The organism is Coleofasciculus sp. G3-WIS-01 (assembly GCF_040223135.1).
In the GTDB taxonomy this organism is placed as follows: Bacteria; Cyanobacteriota; Cyanobacteriia; order Cyanobacteriales; family Coleofasciculaceae; genus Coleofasciculus.
The window spans coordinates 1-21,530 of record NZ_JAVJZI010000095.1; the positions used below are offsets into that span (position 1 = coordinate 1).

Annotated in this window: 23 protein-coding genes; 9 read left to right on the plus strand and 14 right to left on the minus strand. The window is 45.9% G+C overall.

All coding sequences use genetic code 11. The features are described from left to right. The 4 genes from RIM23_RS10160 to RIM23_RS10175 form a co-directional block, all read left to right on the plus strand. The coding region (locus RIM23_RS10160; protein ID WP_446366705.1) for a metallopeptidase TldD-related protein at positions 1 to 416 on the plus strand (416 nt) is incomplete at its 5' end. 3 nt (positions 417 to 419) lie between these two features. Then, a complete protein-coding gene (locus RIM23_RS10165; protein ID WP_446366707.1) occupies positions 420 to 3,035 on the plus strand; it encodes a chloride channel protein in 2,616 nt (871 codons plus the stop codon). 424 nt (positions 3,036 to 3,459) lie between these two features. Next, a complete protein-coding gene (locus RIM23_RS10170) occupies positions 3,460 to 3,819 on the plus strand; it encodes a hypothetical protein (protein ID WP_446366709.1) in 360 nt (119 codons plus the stop codon). Then, a complete protein-coding gene (locus RIM23_RS10175) occupies positions 3,791 to 5,119 on the plus strand; it encodes an ATP-binding protein (RefSeq protein ID WP_446366710.1) in 1,329 nt (442 codons plus the stop codon). The genes RIM23_RS10170 and RIM23_RS10175 overlap by 29 nt, the downstream gene beginning before the upstream one ends. A gap of 477 nt (positions 5,120 to 5,596) precedes the next feature. Here RIM23_RS10175 and RIM23_RS10180 read toward each other — a convergent pair whose 3' ends face one another. Next, positions 5,597 to 6,265 carry a histidine phosphatase family protein gene (locus RIM23_RS10180; protein ID WP_446366712.1) on the minus strand — a complete coding sequence of 223 codons (669 nt, stop codon included), beginning with the start codon at positions 6,263 to 6,265 and terminating at the stop codon, positions 5,597 to 5,599. A 162-nt stretch (positions 6,266 to 6,427) separates the two neighbouring features. On the opposite strand from RIM23_RS10180, the gene RIM23_RS10185 reads away from it, so the two are divergent. The 3 genes from RIM23_RS10185 (at position 6,428) to RIM23_RS10195 (ending at position 9,010) form a co-directional block, all read left to right on the plus strand. Continuing rightward, complete coding sequence (locus tag RIM23_RS10185) at positions 6,428 to 6,721, plus strand: hypothetical protein (protein ID WP_446366714.1); 294 nt, start codon at positions 6,428 to 6,430, stop codon at positions 6,719 to 6,721. Continuing rightward, positions 6,699 to 8,387, plus strand: coding sequence for an ATP-binding protein (locus RIM23_RS10190; RefSeq protein WP_446366716.1), 1,689 nt, complete (start codon positions 6,699 to 6,701; stop codon positions 8,385 to 8,387). The genes RIM23_RS10185 and RIM23_RS10190 overlap by 23 nt, the downstream gene beginning before the upstream one ends. Positions 8,388 to 8,545: 158 nt before the next feature. Further along, positions 8,546 to 9,010, plus strand: coding sequence for a sensor histidine kinase (locus tag RIM23_RS10195; RefSeq protein ID WP_446366718.1), 465 nt, complete (start codon positions 8,546 to 8,548; stop codon positions 9,008 to 9,010). 230 nt (positions 9,011 to 9,240) lie between these two features. Here the strand turns inward: RIM23_RS10195 and RIM23_RS10200 are convergent, their stop codons facing one another. The 4 genes from RIM23_RS10200 to RIM23_RS10215 form a co-directional block, all read right to left on the minus strand. Then, positions 9,241 to 9,666: a PIN domain-containing protein gene (locus RIM23_RS10200; protein WP_446366720.1), complete on the minus strand. Its 426-nt coding sequence runs from the start codon at positions 9,664 to 9,666 to the stop codon at positions 9,241 to 9,243. Continuing rightward, entirely contained in the window at positions 9,663 to 9,878 is a 216-nt protein-coding gene (locus tag RIM23_RS10205; protein ID WP_446366722.1) for a hypothetical protein, read from the minus strand. The genes RIM23_RS10200 and RIM23_RS10205 overlap by 4 nt, the downstream gene beginning before the upstream one ends. Positions 9,879 to 9,973: 95 nt before the next feature. After that, positions 9,974 to 10,990 (minus strand): serine/threonine protein kinase, encoded by a 1,017-nt coding sequence (locus RIM23_RS10210; protein ID WP_446366724.1) that lies wholly within the window; start codon positions 10,988 to 10,990, stop codon positions 9,974 to 9,976. A 225-nt stretch (positions 10,991 to 11,215) separates the two neighbouring features. After that, a complete protein-coding gene (locus RIM23_RS10215) occupies positions 11,216 to 12,676 on the minus strand; it encodes a PAS domain-containing sensor histidine kinase (protein ID WP_446366726.1) in 1,461 nt (486 codons plus the stop codon). Positions 12,677 to 13,229: 553 nt separating this feature from the next. On the opposite strand from RIM23_RS10215, the gene petJ reads away from it, so the two are divergent. After that, positions 13,230 to 13,562, plus strand: coding sequence for a cytochrome c6 PetJ (gene petJ / locus RIM23_RS10220; RefSeq protein ID WP_446366728.1), 333 nt, complete (start codon positions 13,230 to 13,232; stop codon positions 13,560 to 13,562). A 274-nt stretch (positions 13,563 to 13,836) separates the two neighbouring features. Here the strand turns inward: petJ and RIM23_RS10225 are convergent, their stop codons facing one another. The 5 genes from RIM23_RS10225 to RIM23_RS10245 form a co-directional block, all read right to left on the minus strand. Beyond that, entirely contained in the window at positions 13,837 to 14,307 is a 471-nt protein-coding gene (locus tag RIM23_RS10225; protein WP_446366730.1) for a DUF29 domain-containing protein, read from the minus strand. Between the two features lie 130 nt (positions 14,308 to 14,437). Beyond that, positions 14,438 to 15,388 carry a F0F1 ATP synthase subunit gamma gene (locus RIM23_RS10230; protein ID WP_446366755.1) on the minus strand — a complete coding sequence of 317 codons (951 nt, stop codon included), beginning with the start codon at positions 15,386 to 15,388 and terminating at the stop codon, positions 14,438 to 14,440. 74 nt (positions 15,389 to 15,462) lie between these two features. Then, positions 15,463 to 16,980 carry a F0F1 ATP synthase subunit alpha gene (atpA, locus tag RIM23_RS10235; RefSeq protein ID WP_446366732.1) on the minus strand — a complete coding sequence of 506 codons (1,518 nt, stop codon included), beginning with the start codon at positions 16,978 to 16,980 and terminating at the stop codon, positions 15,463 to 15,465. A gap of 140 nt (positions 16,981 to 17,120) precedes the next feature. Beyond that, on the minus strand, positions 17,121 to 17,678 hold the full coding sequence (gene atpH / locus RIM23_RS10240) for an ATP synthase F1 subunit delta (RefSeq protein ID WP_446366734.1): 558 nt from the start codon (positions 17,676 to 17,678) through the stop codon (positions 17,121 to 17,123). 2 nt (positions 17,679 to 17,680) lie between these two features. Then, positions 17,681 to 18,211: a F0F1 ATP synthase subunit B gene (locus RIM23_RS10245; protein ID WP_446366736.1), complete on the minus strand. Its 531-nt coding sequence runs from the start codon at positions 18,209 to 18,211 to the stop codon at positions 17,681 to 17,683. Positions 18,212 to 18,473: 262 nt separating this feature from the next. Between RIM23_RS10245 and RIM23_RS10250 the strand changes: the two genes are divergently transcribed. Then, a complete protein-coding gene (locus RIM23_RS10250) occupies positions 18,474 to 18,617 on the plus strand; it encodes a hypothetical protein (RefSeq protein WP_446366738.1) in 144 nt (47 codons plus the stop codon). Here the strand turns inward: RIM23_RS10250 and RIM23_RS10255 are convergent. The 4 genes from RIM23_RS10255 to RIM23_RS10270 all read right to left on the minus strand — a co-directional run bounded on the left by RIM23_RS10255 (position 18,610) and on the right by RIM23_RS10270 (position 21,025). Next, positions 18,610 to 19,104: a F0F1 ATP synthase subunit B' gene (locus tag RIM23_RS10255; RefSeq protein ID WP_446366740.1), complete on the minus strand. Its 495-nt coding sequence runs from the start codon at positions 19,102 to 19,104 to the stop codon at positions 18,610 to 18,612. The genes RIM23_RS10250 and RIM23_RS10255 overlap by 8 nt on opposite strands. Before the next feature lie 158 nt (positions 19,105 to 19,262). Continuing rightward, entirely contained in the window at positions 19,263 to 19,508 is a 246-nt protein-coding gene (gene atpE, locus RIM23_RS10260) for an ATP synthase F0 subunit C (protein WP_006102085.1), read from the minus strand. A 135-nt stretch (positions 19,509 to 19,643) separates the two neighbouring features. Then, positions 19,644 to 20,384, minus strand: a complete 741-nt coding sequence (gene atpB, locus RIM23_RS10265; protein WP_446338635.1) for a F0F1 ATP synthase subunit A — start codon at positions 20,382 to 20,384, stop codon at positions 19,644 to 19,646. A 197-nt stretch (positions 20,385 to 20,581) separates the two neighbouring features. After that, positions 20,582 to 21,025, minus strand: coding sequence for an ATP synthase subunit I (locus tag RIM23_RS10270; protein ID WP_446366742.1), 444 nt, complete (start codon positions 21,023 to 21,025; stop codon positions 20,582 to 20,584). Positions 21,026 to 21,530 lie beyond the last annotated feature (505 nt).

Below are 21,530 nucleotides of genomic sequence, written 5' to 3' on the forward strand. Positions count from 1 at the left end.
CTATGGTCGCGGGTAACGTCTATACCGCCCTTAAGCAGATTATTGCCCTCGGTGAAGATGCGGATTGGAATGGTCCATGTTATACCCCATCCTTAATTTTAGAAGGACTCTCAGTCACCGCTTCCGAGCAAACCTCTATTCGGATTTTGCCCGGTAGGGGAGCATGTAGAGACGCGCCATGGCGCGTCTGGGGGCAGGGGGAGCAGGGGGAGCGGGGGGAGCCGGGGGTGAGGAGAGAGACTATGCGCCATTACCTCTTACCAGCTTACTTAGAAATCCCTGTTGTGTGTTCCCTGTTCCCTGTTCCCTGTTCCCTGTTCCCTGTTCCCTGTTCCCTGTTCCCTGTTCCCTGTTCCCTGTTCCCTGTTCCCTGTTCCCCGTTCCCTGTTCCCCGTTCCCTAACAAATGACAAATGACCAATGATCAATCCCATACGTCAATGGTTACTACCCAAGCGACGTTTGGCGATCGCAGAAGCCTGTTTAATTGGGGTGGTTTCTGCGCTATCCGCCGTGTTACTCCAACACAGCATTGGCTGGTTGGGTTCATGGCGCATTCATTTTTCTGAACAATTTCCGCCCTTTTTAGTTTTACCCGCCTTCGGACTGGTATTGGGAGCGCTGTCTGGATTCCTAGTCGAGTTCTTAGCACCCGATGCTTCAGGGAGCGGTATTCCTCAGATTAAAGCCGCACTTGGAGGGTATCCCATCGCTCTAGATTTGCGTGTAGCGCTGGTTAAACTCGTCAGTAGTATTTTCGCGATCGCGGGAGGACTAACCCTAGGACGCCAAGGACCCACTGTGCATATTGGCGCAGCGTTAGCGGCTCAGTTTAGCCGTTGGTTCCCCACATCCCCAAGTCATCGACGCCAGATCATTGCGGCGGGGTCAGCGGCGGGTTTAGCGGCGGGGTTTAATACCCCAATCGCGGGTATTTTGTTTGTGGTTGAGGAATTACTCCATGATTTTTCTGGGTTAACTCTAGGAACGGCGATTTTAGCCTCATTCATCGGTGCGGTGATTTCCCGGATTTTAGGGGGTCGTAGTCTCGAACTGAACCTGGAACTGAGTCAGACGAGCAATAGTTTTTCCGCCCTGGAAATTCCTTTTTATTTGCTGCTGGGTCTTTTAGCGGGATTACTGGCAACATTATTTAATCGCGGGATTCTGTTTTCGTTGACGTTACAGCGCCGCTTTCATGTCTCTTTGGCGGTGAAAATGGGGCTAGCTGGATTAATCTGTGGTTGTGTGGTTTCTCTGTTACCACCGGATTTTCGCAATAATCGTGGGTTGCGAGAGTTGTTAATTACAGGCGCAGAAAGTTGGCAATTCACTAGCCTCGCCTTGGTAATCTACTTTTTTCTCACTCTCATTTCTTACGGATCGGGCGCTCCTGGGGGTTTATTTCACCCCTCACTGGTTTTGGGTTCTGCCTTGGGTTATCTGGTGGGCTTCGCTAAGTTGTCTTTTTTTGGTTTTGGATCGCCGACGACTTACGCTTTGGTCGGGATGGGGGCATTTTTTAGTGCGGTATCCAAAGTTCCCATAACCGCGATCGTGATCATATTCGAGATTACGACGGATTTCAATCTGGTTTTACCGTTAATGATCACCTGTGTGGTGTCTTACCTGATTGCCGATCAACTCTCCAAAGGTTCGCTTTATCAGCGTCTGTTGGAATGGAGGGGGTATATCTCACCGACTCAAAAAGTAGACAAGGGTTCATTGACTGGGTTAACCGCAGCGGATTTGATGCAACGGCGGGTGGAAACCTTATCGCTGCAAATGAGCCTTGATGACGCTTTACAGACGGTGTCTTGCTCGACGCACCAAGGGTTTCCTGTGGTAGATGAGGGGACACTGGTGGGGATTATTAGCCAATCAGATATCACAAACGCGACAAAAATGCAAGGTAATCCCCCCCGCTGTGCTTTTCCCGGAACCACACCCTTAACGGATATTATGACGCCACACCCGATCACGGTTAAGCCGACGGCGAGTTTAGTGGATGTGCTGTATTTGCTCAACCGTTACCACCTCAGTCGTCTCCCAGTAACTGAAGGGCGTAAGTTATTAGGAATTATTACCCGCAGCGATATTATTCGGGCGGAATTGGATCAGCTAGATCGTAAGACAACTCAACCCGGCTCACAATTGACACCCTCTTATGTGGTTTATCAAACCCGCGCCCCAGAAACTGGACGAGGACGGTTATTAGTTCCCATCGCCAATCCCCAAACTGCGCCGATTTTAGTCAGACTCGCCGCCGCCATTGCCCGCGATCGCGATTATGAATTGGAATGCTTACAAGTTATAATCGTCTCCCGCAGCAATTCTCCAGCAGAAACTCCAGTAAAAACAGCAAAAATTCGTCGGTTATTACGTCAAGCCGAAAAGTGGGGACGAGATTGGAATATACCTGTTCACACTCAAATACGGGTGAGTCAGGATATTACTCAAGCGATGCTAGAAACCATTAAAGAACGACATATTAATCTGATTCTGATGGGGTGGAAAGGCTCAACCTCAACCCCTGGGCGCATTTTTGGCGGGGTGGTGGATGGGGTGATTCGACAGGCGCCCTGTGATGTGATGGTGGTGAAATTCGGTGAGATGATGCATCCGCCTTATATCCCTCCCTTCTTTGAGCGTTGGTTGATTACCATCGCCGGGGGTCCCAATTCTCAACGCGCCTTGGAGTTTATTCCGGCGTTAGTTCCCTTAAGTGGTAAGCCCCCAGACATTCAATTATGCCAAGTCTTTGATCCAGAAGATACCCTAACCGATACAACAGCCCTAGAAAAAGCCAGCAACTTTTTAAAGGGGCAAATGAATGGTCGGATTCGCCAGATTCCCATTCGCGCCAGTGAGGTATCTGATGCTGTGGTTCATTTAGCCAATGACCAATTCTGTGATGTTGTGGTTTTAGGGGCAAGTCGGGAAGGGCTGTTACAGCAGGTGATTCAGGGGAATATTCCCGAAGCGATCGCGCGACGGGTTAAGAGTACAGTTATTTTAGTTCGCAGCGTGACATAATCTAGTACAATTCCTATTTTTTCCAGGGAAGCTTTGTCCCCATTTCAGTTAGCGCTGAGAAAACCAAATAGAGGATAAGACAGCTAACACCTACCAAAAAAAGAACTAAATCATTATCCATAATTTACTGGCTCTAAAATCATTTTTGAAACAAACCTTGACTTGGTTGCCACAAAATACCTAAAATTTATCAACCTCAATAGGTCTTGGATTGTATGCGCGATCGCGAGTTTTGTTAAATTTCTTAACCGATTGTTCCCAGTTCCCGGAAAATCCCTGGTGTGACACTGAACGGGTGGGGAATCTCTTGACCAAACCAATATAATATCCTGATTTCGGCTAAGGCGTCCAGAATATTGCATAGAAAACCGATGGAAGAGTGATCGCAATCTTCACACCGACGCGAGCAAGTTGTAGGAAAAAAATGAATAAACGACGATTGAGTGTCAGTCTGATCTTCCCTATTTTACTCCTTGAGGCAGCTCACAGTTTAGCTTATCCTGGAAACACAGCGACTCAAGCATTCGTATTTTCCAGACTTAGCCAGAGAACATCTCAAGTTACATTCGCCACAAGAGAGTCTCCCTCATTTTTCCTTACAGCTAGGAAAGAGAAACCGAAAACCTGTCGGTGGGCGGGCTATTGTGACGACGAAGATAACGAAGATGAGAATAACGAGGATAATGAGACAGGTGCGATCGCGTGGCGAGATGCTATGTCTTTCAACGACAATAGAATAAGGATGATGAGGACTTATGGGACTAGATCTACCGAGATTTTATAAAGCGTGCAATCCAAGCAAACCCTTAACCGTGGGGGAAGTGGAAGATCAGAACTATTATATTGATTTTTCCCCCGTCAGAGGGAACCGAATTATTCAGTCACTGCTACGCACAATTGCCCTAATTTCACCAGATGAACCCACCTGTCAACTTTTTACGGGTCATATTGGCTGTGGGAAATCTACTGAATTACTGCGACTCAAAGCTGAGTTAGAAGATCAGGGATACTATGTGGTTTACTTTGAGTCATCCCAAGACTTAGATATGGCGGATGTCGATATTACTGATATTCTCCTCAGTGTTGCTGGTCGAGTCAGTGAGAGTTTAGAAGCAATTAAAATTAAACTTCACCCCGGTTATTTTGCCAATCTTTTTAGTGAAATTGCCGACTTTCTGCAAACTCCGATTGAATTGAATGCCGAAGCAGAACTCTCAATTGGCATTGGTAAAATTACCGCCAAAACCAAAGAAAGTCCCAAACTCCGCCGCCGCTTACGGGAATATTTAGAACCCCGTACCAGTGGTATTTTAGAGTCGATTAACACCGAACTTTTAGGACGGGCAAATACTGAACTGCGGCGACGGGGAAAAGCGGGACTGGTAGTGATTGTCGATAATTTGGATCGGGTGGATAATCGTCCGCTTCCCTCGGAACGCTTACAACCAGAATACTTATTTATTGACCGAGGTGACCAATTACGGAAACTGAATTGCCACGTTGTTTATACGATTCCGCTATCGTTAACCTTCTCTAATGATGTCGAAATTCTGAAAAATCGATTAGGAGGTGGACTACCGCCGACTATTTTACCCATGGTTCCTGTGCGCGAACGGGATGGATCAGAATGTAAGGAAGGGATGGATTTGCTGCGACAAATGGTCTTAGTGAGAGCATTTCCTCATCATACTCCAGCACAACGATTAGCCTTACTTCCAGAAGTCTTTGATAATGCTGAAACCTTAGATCGTCTCTGTCAAATCAGCGGGGGTCATCTGCGAAATTTATTGGGACTCCTATTTGGCTGTTTGCGACAAATAGACCCCCCGATCTCGCGGGATTGTTTAGAAGGCGTGATTCGCGAAAGTCGGGATTATCTCACCTCATCCATTGATGATGAGGAGTGGGAATTGTTATTTCAGGTGGTACAACAACAGACGGTGAAAGGAGACGTGGAATACACCACTCTACTCCGTAGCATGTTCGTCTATGAATACCGCGATCGCAACGGGAATTGGTTCTCTATCAATCCAGCTTTAGAAGAGACACAGAAGTTTCAAAATTGGTTGAGAGAAAACACCTAAAATAGTTGTTGCTGCAATCCTGGTTAACGGTAATTGTAGGGGCGGGTTTAGGAATTTAATCATGAGACAACACCTCAAACTAGACAACTTGCACCCGCCCTATCCCCACCACCAGATAACGAAATCTATCCTAATATTCCACGCGATCGCACGCCAATCACCCCAATCCTGTAGGGGCGGGTTTAGGAATTAAATCATACGACAACACCTCAAACAAAACAACTTGCACCCGCCCTATCCCCGGCGCCAAATGACGCAATCTCATCTAATCCCCGGCGCGATCACATCCATTAATCGAATGTTTTCGGTGATGCCGGGCGGGTTTTGTATAAAATTTATTAGTTTCCCCATCAATTTTGTCCCTAAACCCGCCCCTACAGATTAATCGAATTTTATTGGTGGGGCAGGGCGGGTTTTGTATGAATGTTATTGGTTTTACCGCCAATTTTGTTCCTAAACCCGCCCCTACCTATTCATTTATTGAAAAATTCCACCTTTTTCTATAAATTCTGGGACAATTAAACGATGCCAATCCAATTTTATCAACTCAGTATTACCAAATCTCTGACCCAATACATCCACCGAACTGGTATTTTCCGTGATGATGCCAACCAGAATCCTGATTGAACCGATGTGACTACAAATCAGAACCTTATTCACCTCACTCGTTTGTGTCATTTGAGCCAGATCAATCAAAAACGAGAAAATTCGTTGGGCTAATTGGGCATAACTTTCGCCATTTTCCGGGGCATAATTTAAATCGCCAGCCGCATATTCGGGAATAAATCGGAGTTTGCATCCTTCTAATACGCCTAAATTCCGTTCATTCAGTCGCTTATCTTTGTGGATACTGCCCACACTAATATTGCCGCTAGTTATCGCAATATCTAACGTTTTATAGGCGCGTTTTAATCCAGAGGCAAAGGCTAAATTGTACTCTGGATCAAGTTGAGTTCCTAATACCTTGGCTTGTGCTTCGCCTTGGGGCGTTAAGTCTACGTCTTGAGAACCCGCAATTCGCTTTTCGGCATTGACGGTGCTTTGAGCATGGCGGAAGATGTGTAAGGTTACCGGAGTTGCTAAAATCAAGGGGTGCTTTAGGTGTTTGCGGATGTCTTGCCAACTGAGAATTTTGTCATTTGTCATTTGTCACTTGTCCTTTGAGGCAATCGGAAATCAGGTACGGGGAATTACGCCATTTTAATGCACATCAGTGTAGCGGATCAGTGTAATACTACTATTTACCATTTAGGGTAGCGTCTTACACAAAAGTAATACACCATAAGATACTCGACACAACGACGACTTATGCGATCTGTACTCAAAAAAATTCGCCCATTTTCTCTGAAAACTGTTCTAATTGTTCCCTTCGTTTTACAAATTGTCACGGCGGTGGGATTAGTGGGATATTTGTCCTATCGCAGTGGGCAAAAAGCCGTTGAAAAGATGGCGAACCAATTACTTGAAGAAACCGCCGAACGAGTTAGCGATCGCGTCAACAGTTATTTTGACCAATCGCGTCAATTTGTTACCCTGAATCGATTAGCGGTTGAACAAGGAGATTTAGATCTAACTGATATTGAGCAAGCCCTATCAAGATAACTATGGCTTGGATTTGTTGATTGTCACTGTTGTGCCAGAGTCAGACTTTATGGCACAAATTAATGCCAATACTCGCACCACAATTATCCTTGGTCTTATTACTCTCATGATCGCGACAGGTGTGGGCATTATCACCGCCCGTTCATTTCCGGTTCCTCATCAAAATACTTACCGCTTTGTCGGGATTGCTGAAGATATTACCGATCGCAAACAAATCGAATTGGCGTTAACAGAAGCCAAAGACGCGGCTGAAACAGCGAACCGGGCGAAAAGTACATTCCTGGCGAATATGAGTCACGAATTGCGAACCCCCTTGAACGCGATTATGGGGTTTACTCAATTGATGCAGCGCAGCAGTACGTTTCCGGCTGACTATCAAGAGAATCTTCAGATTATTTATCGCAGTAGCGAACATCTACTCACGCTGATTAATCAGGTGTTAGATTTATCCAAAATTGAAGCAGGGCGGATCACCCTCAATCAGACCGTTTTTGACCTGTATGCCTTATTGCACGATGTAGAAACCCTGTTCCAAATTAAGGCAAGGGACAAGGGATTACAGTTGCTGTTTGATTACTCCGATCAAGTGCCTCAATATGTACAAACCGATGCGGGAAAACTGCGCCAGGTGTTGATTAATTTACTCTCGAATGCCTTTAAATTTACCCAGGAAGGCGGGATATCGGTGAGAGTCGCACGAGGTATCGATGTCGGGGAAACTCCTACCGCTAATCAACCTGATGAGATCACCCTCCAGTTTGAAATTGAAGATACAGGCGCGGGAATGGCGGCGGCAGAATTAGAGACTATTTTTGATGCGTTTATTCAAAGCCAAACCGGGAAACAGCATCAGGAAGGAACAGGATTAGGGTTATCGATTAGCCGTGAATTTGCCCGACTCATGGGCGGTGATATGACGGTGGCGTCTCAAGTGGAACAGGGTACTGTTTTTAGGTTTGAGATTAGGGTTAAATTAGCAGACGCCAGCCAAGTTCCCAGCCAACACCCTCAACAGCGTATTATTGCTTTAGAACCTAACCAACCCTGTGATCGAATTCTAATTGTTGACGATCGCGTGGATAACCGCCAACTGCTGATACAACTCCTCAATCCCCTGGGATTTCTCCTGAAAGAAGCGACAAATGGCAAAGACGCGATCGCGATTTGGCAGAATTGGCAACCGCATCTAATCTTTATGGATATGCGGATGCCGATTATGGATGGCTATGAAGCCACACAACGGATCAAAGCCACAACTCAAGGGCAAGCCACGGTGATTATTGCCGTCACCGCTAGCACCCTCGACTCCGAGAAAGCAGTTATTCTCTCCATGGGGTGTGATGGATTTATCCGCAAACCCTTCCGCGATAGAGAGATTTTTGACGCGATTCACCATCATCTGGGTGTGAACTATATTTATGAACAGACAACAGCATCAACCCCACCCAGCCCAACCCCAGCCTATTCCTTAACCCCAGACTCTCTAGCTGTCTTACCCGCCGAATGGTTACAAGCGTTTCATCAAGCGACAATGTTGGGTGATATTGATTTGATGCTGAGTTTGATTGAGCAAATTCGCACCCCTCACCAGTCACTTGCCAACGCCTTGGCTGAGTTGACGAATCGGTTCGAGTTGGAGAAGCTATTAACCTTAATCGGCTTGTAGTGAGGGAACTTCAGCCCTAAATTCCGTTGGGTTTCGACTTCGCTCAACCCAACCAATCCCAATGTAGGGGCGCATGGCGTGCGCCCATCAAATCGGTGATCCAGTAGGGTGGGCAATGCCCACCACCCATAAATCAGAACCCTAGCGGATTGAGTCTTTTGAACCTTCCCGGTACCTGTTACGCCAATCAGTTAAATCAAGTCATTATGATGGTGATTGAAAATGCGATTGATGCGTTGCAAACCGATAGCAAATTCCACAATTTAGAATTAAGATTGGTTCCCACGATTAAAATTAGCACTGAACTCAGGCAAAGTAAGACGAAGGTAGACGGGAAGGAAGAAATGGGTAAAGGAGAAGCAGATGATGACTGTTTAGATTCTCTTGGTTTCTCCTTTGAGTTTATTGTGATTCGGATTTCTGATAATGGAATCGGCATGAGTGAGGAAATACAAGAAAAAATATTTGACCCATTTTTTACGACTAAACCTGTAGGAAGTGGTACAGGTTTGGGGTTAGCAATTAGCCACCAGATTATCGTGGAAAAACACAAAGGTAATATTCAATGTTTTTCTGAACCTTGTCAAGGAACTGAGTTTATCTTAGAAATTCCCTTAACTTGAAGCAAGAGGAGGCGATTGAAATCGCTGCTACACAAACAAAGTCCGCCTGCGCGGACTGGTTTATAACGGAGGTAGCTAACCCGGATTTGGTATAAATTGTTCCTATCTGTTTGAGTTTTAGATTGGATTGCACTAAAGCTAGATCAGGGTACGATACTATCGTACCCCTACCGAATCAATTATCCCTCAGCTGTGGTAGGGGTAATGATTGCCGTGTCCTATTATCCCTTTTACCAAGAATCAAACCAGTTTTCTACTTCCAGACCATCAAAATCTTGAAAATCCGAAACATTATTTGTCACTAAAACCAAATCGTTAGTCAACGCAATAGATGCTATTTGACCATCACCAAAAGCAGGGGTTTTACCTACCTTAGATAACCTCGGTCTTTCCTGTGCGTGATATTGTGTCGCTTTTAAGTCATAATCAAATAAAGGTAGTCTTGCTAAAATAACATTATTTATATAATCTTCTAAATCTTGTCGTTTTTGAGACACAGGAAGTCGAAAACACCCATATATTAACTCATGGATAACCACAGTAGCTGTTGCTATTTCCCGTTGATATAACTTTAGCTTTTGCATTACATTATGATTGGGTCGGGGTCGTTTAGCCTCAGAGAGAACATTTGTATCTAATAAATATTTTAGGCTCACAAATTCACCTCTCGTCCCGGTGACTTATCCCGTAAATTTTCAAACGTATCATCATCAATACTTTCTAAATCTACCCTTTGTCTAAAATCCTGTAAAGCTGACCAAAAACCCTTAACCTCTTTAATTTCTACTAAAACCTCTTGGTTATCTGGAAAATCCACATCCTCTAATAACTCAATGGTTTTTCCTCTTTTAATCCCTTTAACAAACATAACTTTACCTCATCACAAATTTACTAATGATAAACTCTCTTCTGATGCCACTCAGAAGGAGAGGGGGTCATAGGAGCGATCGCGCGATCGCAGAGTTATTCTTCGGTTTCTGGTGATTTTAAATATAAGGGAGATGAGACGGAGGGGTTAACATCTGGAGATGATTCAGGAATAAACTTTTCCCAAAATCCCATTCCTTCAATACTGGCAGATACCACGCCAGCGGCTATACCAACTACCCCTAAAATCCCGACAACCATCGCCCAACGAGGTGGTTTAGCTAATCCAGAGATCACACCACCTTTCTGTAGCCCCAACAATTTTAACCAATCCAGCACCGACTTGGGACGTGCTTCGGGTTCGAGTTTCATTCCCGCCAGAATCGCTTTATTGACGCGCTTAGAAATGTGAGGATTAATTTGTTTTGGGGGAATTAAATCTGCCTTACCCTTTTGGCGATCGCTAGAGGTGGCGGGTAGCTTCCCAGTTAAGAGGACATACAGCGTTGCGGCGAGGGAATAGACATCGGTACAGGTTCCGTGCGATCGCGTCTTCGACTTAAGTTCAATCGGGGCAAAGGATTCATCTTGCCATCCTAAGATTAAAGGATACTCAAATTTCCCGCCCAGGTCAAAATCAATCAGTACCGCCTCATATTGACTCGCCCGCACCATAATATTGGCAGGTTTTACATTCCGATGCAGCAATCCCTGCTGATGGGCGGCGATTAGCGCCTCCCCCATCTGCTGAATATAACTTAACGCTTCCTTTTCCGGTAACACTCGTTGAGACAGATTCCCTAGATTCCTTCCCCGAATGTACTCCATCGCCAGACAGAAGCACTGTCCTTCCACAAACGTCTTGTATACCTTGACGACATGAGGATGCTTACATCCCTCTAGCCTCCGCGCCTCATCGACAAACTTACATTTGAGACTTTCCCGACGTACAGGAGTAAGCTGTTTGAGTCGATCCTCATTCAGCGTTTTGATCACCAGTTTGTTTCCTTGTGCGTCTGTCGCTAGGTAGGTAATACCAAAGCCTGCCTTACCTAACGTCTTTTCAATGGTGTATTGACCATTATGTAGTTTCTGCCCTATTATCCACGCCATCGCCTGTGCATTTAAACCCTTTGTTTCTATTTTGGCAGATTTGTCATTTGTTCATGGTTCATGGTTCATTGGTAATCCTCTTCCCCATCTCCCCCTGCTTCCCCATGGGAATTGGGCGAAGCTTATGCGCTATGCGTGTTGGCATAAAACCGAGACATCTGGGCGCATAAGCTTCGCCCCTACAAATGCCCCATCTCCCCCTGCACTTGGATCTCCCTTCATCCCTCATCCTTCCTGCGCCAACGGAATCGCCACGATAAACTGGCTTCCCTTTCCCTCCTGGGAAATACAGCGGATTTGACCCTGGTGCTTTTCCACGATGATATTATGAGCGATGGATAACCCTAACCCTGTCCCCTTCCCCGTGGGTTTGGTGGTAAAAAAGGGATCGAATAAGTGATTCTGAGTCGCTTCTGGCATTCCCGGTCCATTATCGGCAATGGTAATCACCGCCCACTGCGTCTGAGGAGCGCGATCGCACCCTAACCCTATCCCCTGCTTCTGCCAATATTCCCCCCTTTTTACGGCTGTAGAAAGCGTAATCTTTCGCGGTTCAGGCTGATTTTCTAAGGCGTCAATTGCATTAGAAATCAGATTCATAAACACTTGATTAAGCTGACTGCCATAGCACATAACAGGCGGCAGATATCCATACTTTTTAATTACCTGAATTTCCGGGCGTTCAGCTTTGGCTTTGAGGCGATTGTGCAAAATCAGTAATGTACTTTCTAACCCTTGATGAATATCAACCAACTGCATCTTCTGCTCATCTAGACGTGAGAAGTTCCTCAAAGACAGCACAAGATCTCGGATGCGGTTGGCTCCGATTTGCATAGAAGACACCATTTTCGGTAAATCTTCAACAATAAACTCAATATCGTCCTCCTCGATAACAGCTTCAATTTCAGGTATCTCCACCGGACAATGTTTCTGGTAAAGACGCAAAACATGCAAAATGCTTTCCACATACTCGCGAGTATGAACCAAATTGCCGTAAATAAAATTGACGGGATTATTAATTTCGTGAGCAATTCCAGCCAATAGTTGACCCACACTGGACATTTTTTCACTTTGAATCAGTTGAGTTTGAGTTTGTTTAAGCTTCTCCAGCGCTTCCTCAAGTTGTTGTGCCTGTTGTCGCGCCTTCTGTTCCGATTGTTTCAAGGCTTCCTCTACCTGCTTACGCTCAGTAATATCGAAGCGAATTGCTAAATATTGATAGATTTCTCCGTTGTCATTCAAAAAGGGAACGACGGTAGTATCTACCCAATAATAGGTTCCATCCTTGGCTTTATTCTTGATTTCACCTTTCCAGACTTTACCTGATGCAATCGTAGTCCAGAATTCTTTGAAAAATGCTGGTGGATGATGACCTGATTTAATAATACGATGAGTTTTGCCAATTAACTCTTCTCGACGATATCTCGATATTTCACAAAACTTATCATTGACATAGCGAATCACACCTTGCTTATCGGTAATCGCCACGATTGCGGCTCGATCTAACGCAAATTCCAAATCTGATAATTCTTTGAGCGTCCACTCCAACTTTCTCGCCACAAAATTTTTCTGTCCAATCCCTAGGTTCGTTAGAGTATCTATAGGGTCTCTGAATTCTGCATTCACCCGTCCATTCATTTCACAATTATAAGAACTCTCTTGCTGATGAATTTTTTCGGATGTCATCTTAGGTTTGCCTTTACTTAACTACATATATTCATCTTGACGGATTCACCGCGATTTATAGAATATTTTATTCGTTTTCCAATCATCAATGTGTGATTTACTTCACCATTTTGGGATATTTATAGTAAAAAAAATGGGGTATATTTTAGATTTGTATCAAATAGTAAGGAAAAATTTACAGATTGTTTTCAAACTTAATATTTCCTGAAAATTTAATCATTTTTTAGGATTGCTGATTCATCGTTCAAGCTCTAATTTAATTTTTTCTCCCCCAGCTCCCCCAGCTAAGAGACGTAGCATGCTACGTCTCTACATTGCTCCCCCATCGCCCAGATCGCCCGTCTGGAACATCCTTACCGGCGTCTCGGCTATTTGAATTGGAACGAAACTCTGGATTAGGCGCGTGTCCTGTTAAAATTTGTAGAAAGGCAGACACTATTGCATCATGCCTATAGCATCGGATTGATGGATTAGGTCAATTCTGTCCCACATTGCTGCAATTGATAATTGAGCAATAATACTTACTGTCTGTTTTGAGAAGAGGAGAACTACATTGAAGAAAATTCTGTCCATCATTTTACTCGCCGTCGCCGTGTTTGGTTTGGCATTCAGCCGTCCAGCTCTCGCTGCTGATAAGGTAAATGGCGCCCAAATCTTTAGTGCTAACTGTAATGCTTGCCATATAGGGGGCAACAACATTGTTATGGCACAGAAGACCCTGAAAAAAGATGCCTTGGAGAAGTATGGCATGGACTCCATGGATGCAATTGTCTACCAGGTAACAAACGGAAAAGGAGCGATGCCTCGCTTTGGCGGACGCTTAAATGCTGACCAAATTGAAAAGGTTGCGGCTTATGTGTTAGAGCAAGCTGAAAAGGGCTGGTAATTCAGATCCGTCACCCTGTAGAGACGTAGCATGCTACGTCTCTACATTCTTGTTTGGGGTGGGTTAATTCTTGGGAGCAGGGCGGGTTTATTCACATCTGTTGTCAGGAAACATAAGATCAATGATCATAGTCAAACCTGCCCCTACTGATACCAAATCCTGGTTAACTACCCCCTTTATGGGTGCTCGCCGGGGGTGTAGGGTGTGAGGAATAGCAGCCAAGGAATAAAGGGGGTGACAAAATCGGGCGCTCAAGTTTACACCAATGGCGCCCCTACAAGTCTTCAAAAAACCAATCTTCCTTTAACACATCTTCACTCAATGCGGGAGGAGCTTCTGGGAAAAATTGTATGGGTTTATCCATTAAACGCGCTATGACTTTTTTGGCATCCTGATACGTGTTAGGGAAAATTTCTACTAAGTAAGGTTTTAAACTGGGACTATCTGACAATTCATCTCGAATCTGTTGCCGAAATGTAGTGATTTCGGATTTCCACTTATTTTTATTGTATTCTTTTTCTGATTCCCAGTAACGCAGCTTGAGCAAGTGTTCCCAAAGTCGGGTCAAGAGACTTTTAACCGCTCTTCTGTTATTTTTTCCCATGCTTTCCAATTCATCCAATAAATTTTCCCAATCAACATGGGTAAATTCTCTGGAGCGGAGTTGTTGTATGGTTGTCTCTAGCCAGAGGTGATAATCTTTATGGTATAAGGTTGAGGTATTTTGCTCTGTTGATGTTTTCATCAGCTTTTGGCAATTATTGGGTAGGGGAGATGTTAGTGGTAGAGACGTAGCAGGCTACGTCTCTACATAAATATTAAACTATAGGCGCAGGGCGCGGGCGCAAAGCGTTGCGCCCCTACCTCCCCTACGGCTAACCACCAAGAGCGCTGGCGCCGCCAACAACTTCTAGGATTTCTTGAGTAATGGAGGCTTGTCGCGCTTTGTTGTAAGACAGGCTGAGCGTGCCAATCAATTCAGTGGCATTATCACTGGCGTTGTTCATCGCCGTCATCCGTGCGGCTAATTCGCTAGCGGCTGACTCTTGTAATGCCCGCAGTAACTGGTTGTTCAAATACAGGGGTAGTAAGGCATCCAGAATTTGTACTGGATCTTGTTCAAAGATCATGTCACGGGGTAAGGGACGGTTTTGCGTCGTCACTTTTTCCCGTTGCACTTCAAAGTCACCACCGCGAGTGGTGAGGCGGAAGATTTCATCATCTTGTGCCTCTAATCCTTGGGCGGTTAACGGTAATAAGGTTTGGACTACCGGGCGAGAACTAATTAAGGAGACAAATTTGGTGTAAACCAGTTCAACCCGATCCACGGTTTCCGATAGGAACAATGAGAGCAATTCATCGGCAATCATTGAGGCTTCAGGTGCCGTAGGAATTTGTTCTAAGCCGGTGTATTTGGCGTCAATTGGCTGATCCCGGCGCTCAAAATACTGGATGGCTTTGCGCCCAATTAAGACATATTTGTAGTCGATGCCTTCCTTTTGGAGTTCCTTGGCGCGGTTTTCGGCACGGCGGATGACGTTATTATTGTAACCGCCACACAAACCGCGATCGCCAGACACGACGAGTAAGCCAACCGACTTGACGTCCCGTTGTTTGAGCAAGGGTAAGTCGGCGTCTTCAAACCGGAGACGGTTCTGCAAACCGTAGAGGACTTGCGCCAAGCGATCGGCAAAGGGACGAGTCGATGTCACCTGTTCTTGGGCGCGACGCACCTTCGCCGCTGCCACCAGACGCATCGCTTCGGTAATTTTCTGAGTATTTTTGACGGATTTTATGCGATCGCGAATCGCTTTTAAATTAGGCATAGTCTGTTCATCGTTAATTATTGATTGTCCATGGTTCATGGCTTTTTACCGATGAACCATGAACCATGAACCCATTACGCAGAGACTAAGAATGTCTGCTTGTACTCAGCCAAAGCTTCCTTAAGCAGGTTTTCTGCCTCTTCGGTGATGGCTTTCTTATCCTTGATAATCTCACCAAACTGTGGTTTGCTGGTCTTTAAGTAGTCCCGCAGCCCCTTGGTAAACGCAGTAACTTTCTCCACCTCAATGTCATCTAAGTAGCCATTGATACCCGCATAGACGAGGGCGACTTGCTCGTACACCGCTAAGGGAGAGTATTGGGCTTGCTTGAGCAGTTCCCGTAACCGTACCCCCCGTGACAATTGGTCTTGGGTGGCTTTGTCTAAATCTGAGGCAAACTGGGCGAAGGCTTGCAGGTCATCAAACTGTGCCAAATCTAGTTTGAGTTTACCTGCCACTTTTTTAATGGCTTTGGTTTGAGCGGCAGAACCCACCCGTGATACAGAAATCCCAGGGTTAATCGCAGGGCGTAGACCGGAGTTAAATAAGTCAGCCGATAGGAAGATCTGACCGTCAGTGATCGAAATCACGTTGGTGGGAATATAGGCGGATACGTCACCGGCTTGGGTTTCAATAATTGGCAGCGCGGTCATACTACCCCCACCCAATTCATCATTCAGCTTGGCTGCCCGTTCTAACAAGCGGGAGTGGAGATAGAATACATCCCCAGGATAGGCTTCCCGACCCGGTGGGCGACGCAGCAGCAGGGACATCTGGCGATAGGCTTGAGCTTGCTTGGACAGGTCATCGTAGATAACCAGAGTTGCTTTGCCCTTATACATAAAGTATTCGGCAATAGACGCTCCGGTATAGGGTGCCAGATATTGCAGGGTGGCGGGGTCACTGGCGTTAGCGGCAACGATAACGGTGTAATCTAATGCCCCTCTCTCTTCCAGGGCACCAACAACCTGTACCACGGTAGATGCCTTTTGACCGACAGCGACGTAGACACAGATCACGTCTTCTTCTTTCTGGTTGAGAATTGTATCGATCGCGATCGCGGTTTTTCCGGTTTGGCGATCGCCAATAATTAACTCCCGTTGTCCTCGTCCCACGGGAATCATCGCGTCAATCGCGGTAATCCCAGTTTGCAGGGGTTCATAAACAGAACGCCGTGCAATAATACCCGGTGCTGGGGATTCAATCAGACGAGATTCTCCCGTTTGAATCTCTCCCTTGCCATCAATTGGTCGTGCCAACGCATCGACGACACGACCAATTAGTGCATCACCCACGGGAACTTGAGCGATTTTCCCGGTAGCCGTTACAGAACTCCCTTCCTGAATATCGAGCCCTTCGCCCATCAGCACGATACCCACATTATCTTCTTCCAAATTCAGGGCAATGCCCACTGTACCATCTTCAAACTCGACCAGTTCCCCAGCCATGCACTGGTCTAAACCATAGACCCGGGCAATGCCGTCACCGACTTGCAGGACGGTACCAACGTTAGAGACTTTGACCTCTTGGTCGTATTGTTCAATTTGCTGACGAATAATGCTGCTAATTTCGTCGGGTCTAATGCTTACCATTCAACTAATCCCTCTACTTTTTTGTCCTTTATCCTTTGTCTTTTGTCATTCGTCCTACTCGCTTGCGCCACAAGCAAGCTAAGTCATGTTCAGAAACCATCAACGATGAACCATGAACCATGAACCACGAACGATGACCATTAAGTCGAACGACTCAAGCTCACACCAATGCGACGCAGTTGTCCGCGCAGACTGGCATCAACCACTTGAGACCCCACTTTAATAATCACACCACCGAGTAAATCGGGGTCAATTTGGGTTTCTAGTTCTACATCTTGGGCATTGGTCATGCCTAGCACTTTTTGGCGCACTACCTGCTTCTGGTCGTCGTTGAGTTCCACGGTGGATATGACTTGAGCCAGAACCGCTTGTTTTAACTCCCGCAAGAGTGCTTGATACTGCTTACATACGTCTCCCAGAAACAGAATGCGCCGTCGATCCACGAGAATCTGTAAAAAATTCACCATGTAGGGGTGAAGTTGCTCTCTGCCGATTTGTGCTAAGACGGCTTTTTTGTCATCGGCTTTGACAATTGGATTCCCTAAAAACTGCTGCAACTCCTCTGATTCTTTCAAAGTATCGAGCAAAGCCGCAACGTCTTCACCGAATCGGTCTACGAGGTCATGTTCTTTAGCCACAGACATCAAAGCTTCTGCGTATGGCTCAACGACTTCAGCACTAAATGAACTTCCTTTCATAATTATCTCGCTCCTACTCGCTCAATGCTGCGGTCAACTAAGGTATGCTGTGCCGATTCGTCTAACTGGCTTTTGATTTGGGACTCGACACGCTCCATAGCTAGGGCAACCACTTGCTGGCGAAGTTGTGCGATCGCACGTTCCCTTTCTGAGTTTAAATCCTGAACGGCTGAAGCTTTCATTCGTTCCACATCTTTAGCCGACGCTGCCAAAATTGCTTCTCTAGCGACGTTGGCATTTTCTTCTGCCTTTGCCCGAATCTTTTCGGCTTCCGCTTGGGCTTGTGCCAGCTTTTGCTGGGCATCAGCTAAGGCTGCAGCAGCGTCTTTCTGCTGCTTTTCGGCATCGCTAATGGCGTCTTCAATACTGGAACGTCGCTCCGATAGGGTCTTCCCTAAAAATGATCGCCCAAAGTAAACCAGTACCCCGATAATAATCACCAAATTAATTACATTGGTTTCTAAAATATCGAGGTTGATACCAAATCCTCCTTCGGCGGTAGCTAAAATTGAAAAACTACCCATAATAGCCATATACACCTGCTTTAATTGAGAACTGCTATGCTGCTTTACCGCTAACGCTGGGTAATGCCTCAAAATGCTGGAATTTTTGTCCGGCGTTATTTCTTATCACACCACCGACAAAAGACAAGGGTGTGAATTACTCCGGCAAAATTCGCTGAAGCCTGAGCTTCATTGAAACAACCATCATCGCTTCCTGTCTCGCTTGCCGTTGCCTTTTTGTATTGCTACAAATTGGTCTTACACAGCATCTCTCGCCCTGTAGAGACGTGCCATGGCGCGTCTCTACATCACCTCAAAGAGTGAACCCAGGCAGCAACCCGCCTTCCGCAGGTCGTTATTTTTTGTTCGTACAACTACGTTAACGTCAGCAAACCCCTGCTTGTTCAGCTACCCAGATAAAGCCGACGTTACTTAACCAACTCAGGTCCTAGAAGTTTTTCCAGAATCTGACGCGAAAGCGAATCCACTTCTTGTTCTAAGGATGCCATCGCTTCATTTTTTTGTTGGTCAATCTCTTTTTGGGCTTGCTCTCGTTGTGCCTGGGCTTCCGCTTGCGCTTGAGCCATTTTATCGGCAGCTATTTTCTGAGCATCAGCTTGAGCGGCGGCAATCGTTGCTTGTGACTTGCGACGAGTTTCTGCTAGTTCTTGCTCATACTGTTTAGCCAGATTCTGAGCTTTGTCTAACCGTTCCCGTGCCTCTAAGCGGTTCTTGCGGATATAATCATCCCGTCCATCAATGGCTTGGCTAAGCGGCTTATAAAAAACCGCATTTAATACCACCACCAAAATTAAAAATTGCAATGCCATCAAAGGTAGGGTGGCATCAAAATCAAATAACCCCCCTTCTTTAGCTGCCTTTTCTGCTGTTTCAACAGCGAGTAAAATTGTCCAATGTATCATGATGTTTTGGTAATCCCACAGTAACCAAGGGCTTGGTAACCAAGCCCCTACGGCGGCTTATGGATTGAAGAAAAAATCTTCTATATGTGTAATGCCTTCATGTCAACAGCATTCAGACCTCAGTCATTGGGGTCTGAATGCTCTTGCGGCATAAAGGGTTACGAGAAGGGGTTGGCGAATAATAAGACGAGAGCAACCACCAAACCGTAAATTGTCAGCGCTTCCATGAATGCCAAACTCAGTAGTAAGGTACCCCGAATTTTACCTTCAGCTTCAGGCTGACGGGCAATCCCTTCTACTGCTTGTCCCGCCGCATTCCCTTGACCAATTCCAGGACCAATTGCTGCTAAACCAACAGCTAAAGCAGCAGCAATAACAGATGCAGCAGAAATTAATGGGTCCATGATATTTTTCCTCGCTTTTGACTAAATAACAAACGAACGTGAAACGCTTACCCTCAACCAATCCGCTAGACACAGCAGAATTCTTTGATTGCTCGCTCCAGGAAGCAGCAAATCTTCATCACCAGCCTAAAATCGCTAGTGATGGTCTTCCATCGCCTCACCGATATAAGCCGCTGCTAGGGTAGCAAAGATCAGCGCCTGAATCGCACTGGTAAATAAACCCAATGCCATCACCGGGAGAGGTACGAACAGGGGAACCAACAGCACCAATACTGCCACCACCAGTTCATCTGCCAAAATGTTGCCAAACAGACGGAAACTGAGGGAGAGAGGTTTGGTAAAATCTTCCAGAACCTTAAACGGCAGCAGAATGGGAGTTGGTTGGGCATAACCAGCAAAATACCCCAGACCCTTCTTGCTCAGACCCGCGTAAAAATACGCTAAGGAGGTCAGCAGCGCAAAAGCCACTGTAGTATTAATATCACTGGTTGGTGCCGCTAATTCACCTTCTGGCAGCTCAATGAGCTTCCAGGGAATAAGTGCCCCAGACCAATTTGCCACAAAAATGAACAAAAATAACGTCCCCACAAACGGCACCCAGGGACGGTACTCTTTCTCCCCGATCTGATTTTTGGCTAAATCTCGCAGAAATTCCAGGGCATACTCCATAAAATTTTGGAGACCACTGGGAACTCGCTGAATGTTGCGGGTAGCAGCAATTGAGGCAATAACCAGAATGGCAATCACGACCCAGGAGGTAATAAAAACCTGACCATGAACCTTCAAATTACCGATATGCCAGTACAGATGCTGACCAACTTCTAGTTCAGCAAGGGGGAAAGCATTATAGAACGCCAAACCATCTATCATTTCCATTCCGGAGATTTCCCCAGCTATCTTCTATCCTTTGGTTGAAACGACTACACAGAACGGATTGACAATTATCCATCGAACAATTGCTGAGTCTGCTTCCTGCTTCATCCAAAGGAGTTTTCTCCTTTGTCCACAGGCGTTAAGTTCGGGTGTAGCCCACCCTACTTTTCGGAAGCGTTGGCTGCCCTGACAATGGGAACTTACTTCGACGTAGGCAACAAGGTGCTTTGCAGCATATAAGCGATAAGCGCAGCTTTATACGTCAGAAATCCTAAAAATATGGGCAGAATGCGTAAGCTCTGCCATTGACTGGCAACGACTAATAGCCCAATCAATAAAGCCAACCGAGTCGAACTCGGACGCCTTTTTTGGACACCTAACCGCTCAACGTCTTTCGCCAACATTCTCAAGTAAACCACACCAACGCACGCCCCGATCAAATAATTCAAGGCGATGTTGAGTGAGTAAAAAATCCAGACAGAGACAAAAATCACCCCTGTCATTGCCAGAGTCACCGCCAACAACGTTTGTTTAAGTTGGTAGTACTCTTGCATTGAGGAACTTTCAGGGGAAGTCTGATAACTCCCTGGCGGACTTTCCTCCGGTGTGGGCTTGGGTTGTACAGATTTGTCTGACAAGTTCACAGGCAGCAGCAAACGCTAGTCCATCAAAATTGGCTGGATCGCATCTAGCCATAGGCGATCATACCACGCCAAAGTAACAATACTTAAAGTATTTTTAATCGTTATTGGTCATTGGTCATTGGTCATTCGTCATTCGTCCTTTCCTTGCCCATCTCCCCCTACATAAGAAATGGGGTTTGGAGACCAAACCCCTACAACCCCATCTCCCTCATCTTCCCTATCTCCCCAATCCCCCACCCCCCATTCTCCTTTCCCTACAATAGATGTAGACCGTTACATAAGATCTACCCAAATCTGTCCACTTATGGACACATCTGGAACTTACTTCCTGCTTCACTCTGGCGGTGTCGGCACCTTCCCAGTCCACAGGCTAACACCACCTAACTGGCGGCTATCTCTCTCACCTACCTAGCTGTGGTTTTTGGCTGGATAGGTATACCAATAAAGTATACATACTCTTGGCAGACCCATTCTCTCAGAACAAATCTCTACCCAATTTTGGGCA

Excerpts from the sequence above, each read along its gene's own strand:
- RIM23_RS10165 (WP_446366707.1), top strand. The coding sequence starts at position 420 with ATGATCAATCCCATACGTCAATGGTTACTACCCAAGCGACGTTTGGCG.
- RIM23_RS10170 (WP_446366709.1), top strand. The coding sequence starts at position 3,460 with ATGAATAAACGACGATTGAGTGTCAGTCTGATCTTCCCTATTTTACTC.
- RIM23_RS10175 (WP_446366710.1), top strand. The coding sequence starts at position 3,791 with ATGGGACTAGATCTACCGAGATTTTATAAAGCGTGCAATCCAAGCAAA.
- RIM23_RS10180 (WP_446366712.1), bottom strand. The coding sequence starts at position 6,265 with ATGACAAATGACAAAATTCTCAGTTGGCAAGACATCCGCAAACACCTA.
- RIM23_RS10185 (WP_446366714.1), top strand. The coding sequence starts at position 6,428 with ATGCGATCTGTACTCAAAAAAATTCGCCCATTTTCTCTGAAAACTGTT.
- RIM23_RS10205 (WP_446366722.1), bottom strand. The coding sequence starts at position 9,878 with ATGTTTGTTAAAGGGATTAAAAGAGGAAAAACCATTGAGTTATTAGAG.
- RIM23_RS10210 (WP_446366724.1), bottom strand. The coding sequence starts at position 10,990 with ATGGCGTGGATAATAGGGCAGAAACTACATAATGGTCAATACACCATT.
- RIM23_RS10215 (WP_446366726.1), bottom strand. The coding sequence starts at position 12,676 with ATGACATCCGAAAAAATTCATCAGCAAGAGAGTTCTTATAATTGTGAA.
- RIM23_RS10225 (WP_446366730.1), bottom strand. The coding sequence starts at position 14,307 with ATGAAAACATCAACAGAGCAAAATACCTCAACCTTATACCATAAAGAT.
- RIM23_RS10230 (WP_446366755.1), bottom strand. The coding sequence starts at position 15,388 with ATGCCTAATTTAAAAGCGATTCGCGATCGCATAAAATCCGTCAAAAAT.
- atpA (WP_446366732.1), bottom strand. The coding sequence starts at position 16,980 with ATGGTAAGCATTAGACCCGACGAAATTAGCAGCATTATTCGTCAGCAA.
- atpH (WP_446366734.1), bottom strand. The coding sequence starts at position 17,678 with ATGAAAGGAAGTTCATTTAGTGCTGAAGTCGTTGAGCCATACGCAGAA.
- RIM23_RS10245 (WP_446366736.1), bottom strand. The coding sequence starts at position 18,211 with ATGGCTATTATGGGTAGTTTTTCAATTTTAGCTACCGCCGAAGGAGGA.
- RIM23_RS10250 (WP_446366738.1), top strand. The coding sequence starts at position 18,474 with ATGGCGCGTCTCTACATCACCTCAAAGAGTGAACCCAGGCAGCAACCC.
- RIM23_RS10255 (WP_446366740.1), bottom strand. The coding sequence starts at position 19,104 with ATGATACATTGGACAATTTTACTCGCTGTTGAAACAGCAGAAAAGGCA.
- atpE (WP_006102085.1), bottom strand. The coding sequence starts at position 19,508 with ATGGACCCATTAATTTCTGCTGCATCTGTTATTGCTGCTGCTTTAGCT.
- atpB (WP_446338635.1), bottom strand. The coding sequence starts at position 20,384 with ATGGAAATGATAGATGGTTTGGCGTTCTATAATGCTTTCCCCCTTGCT.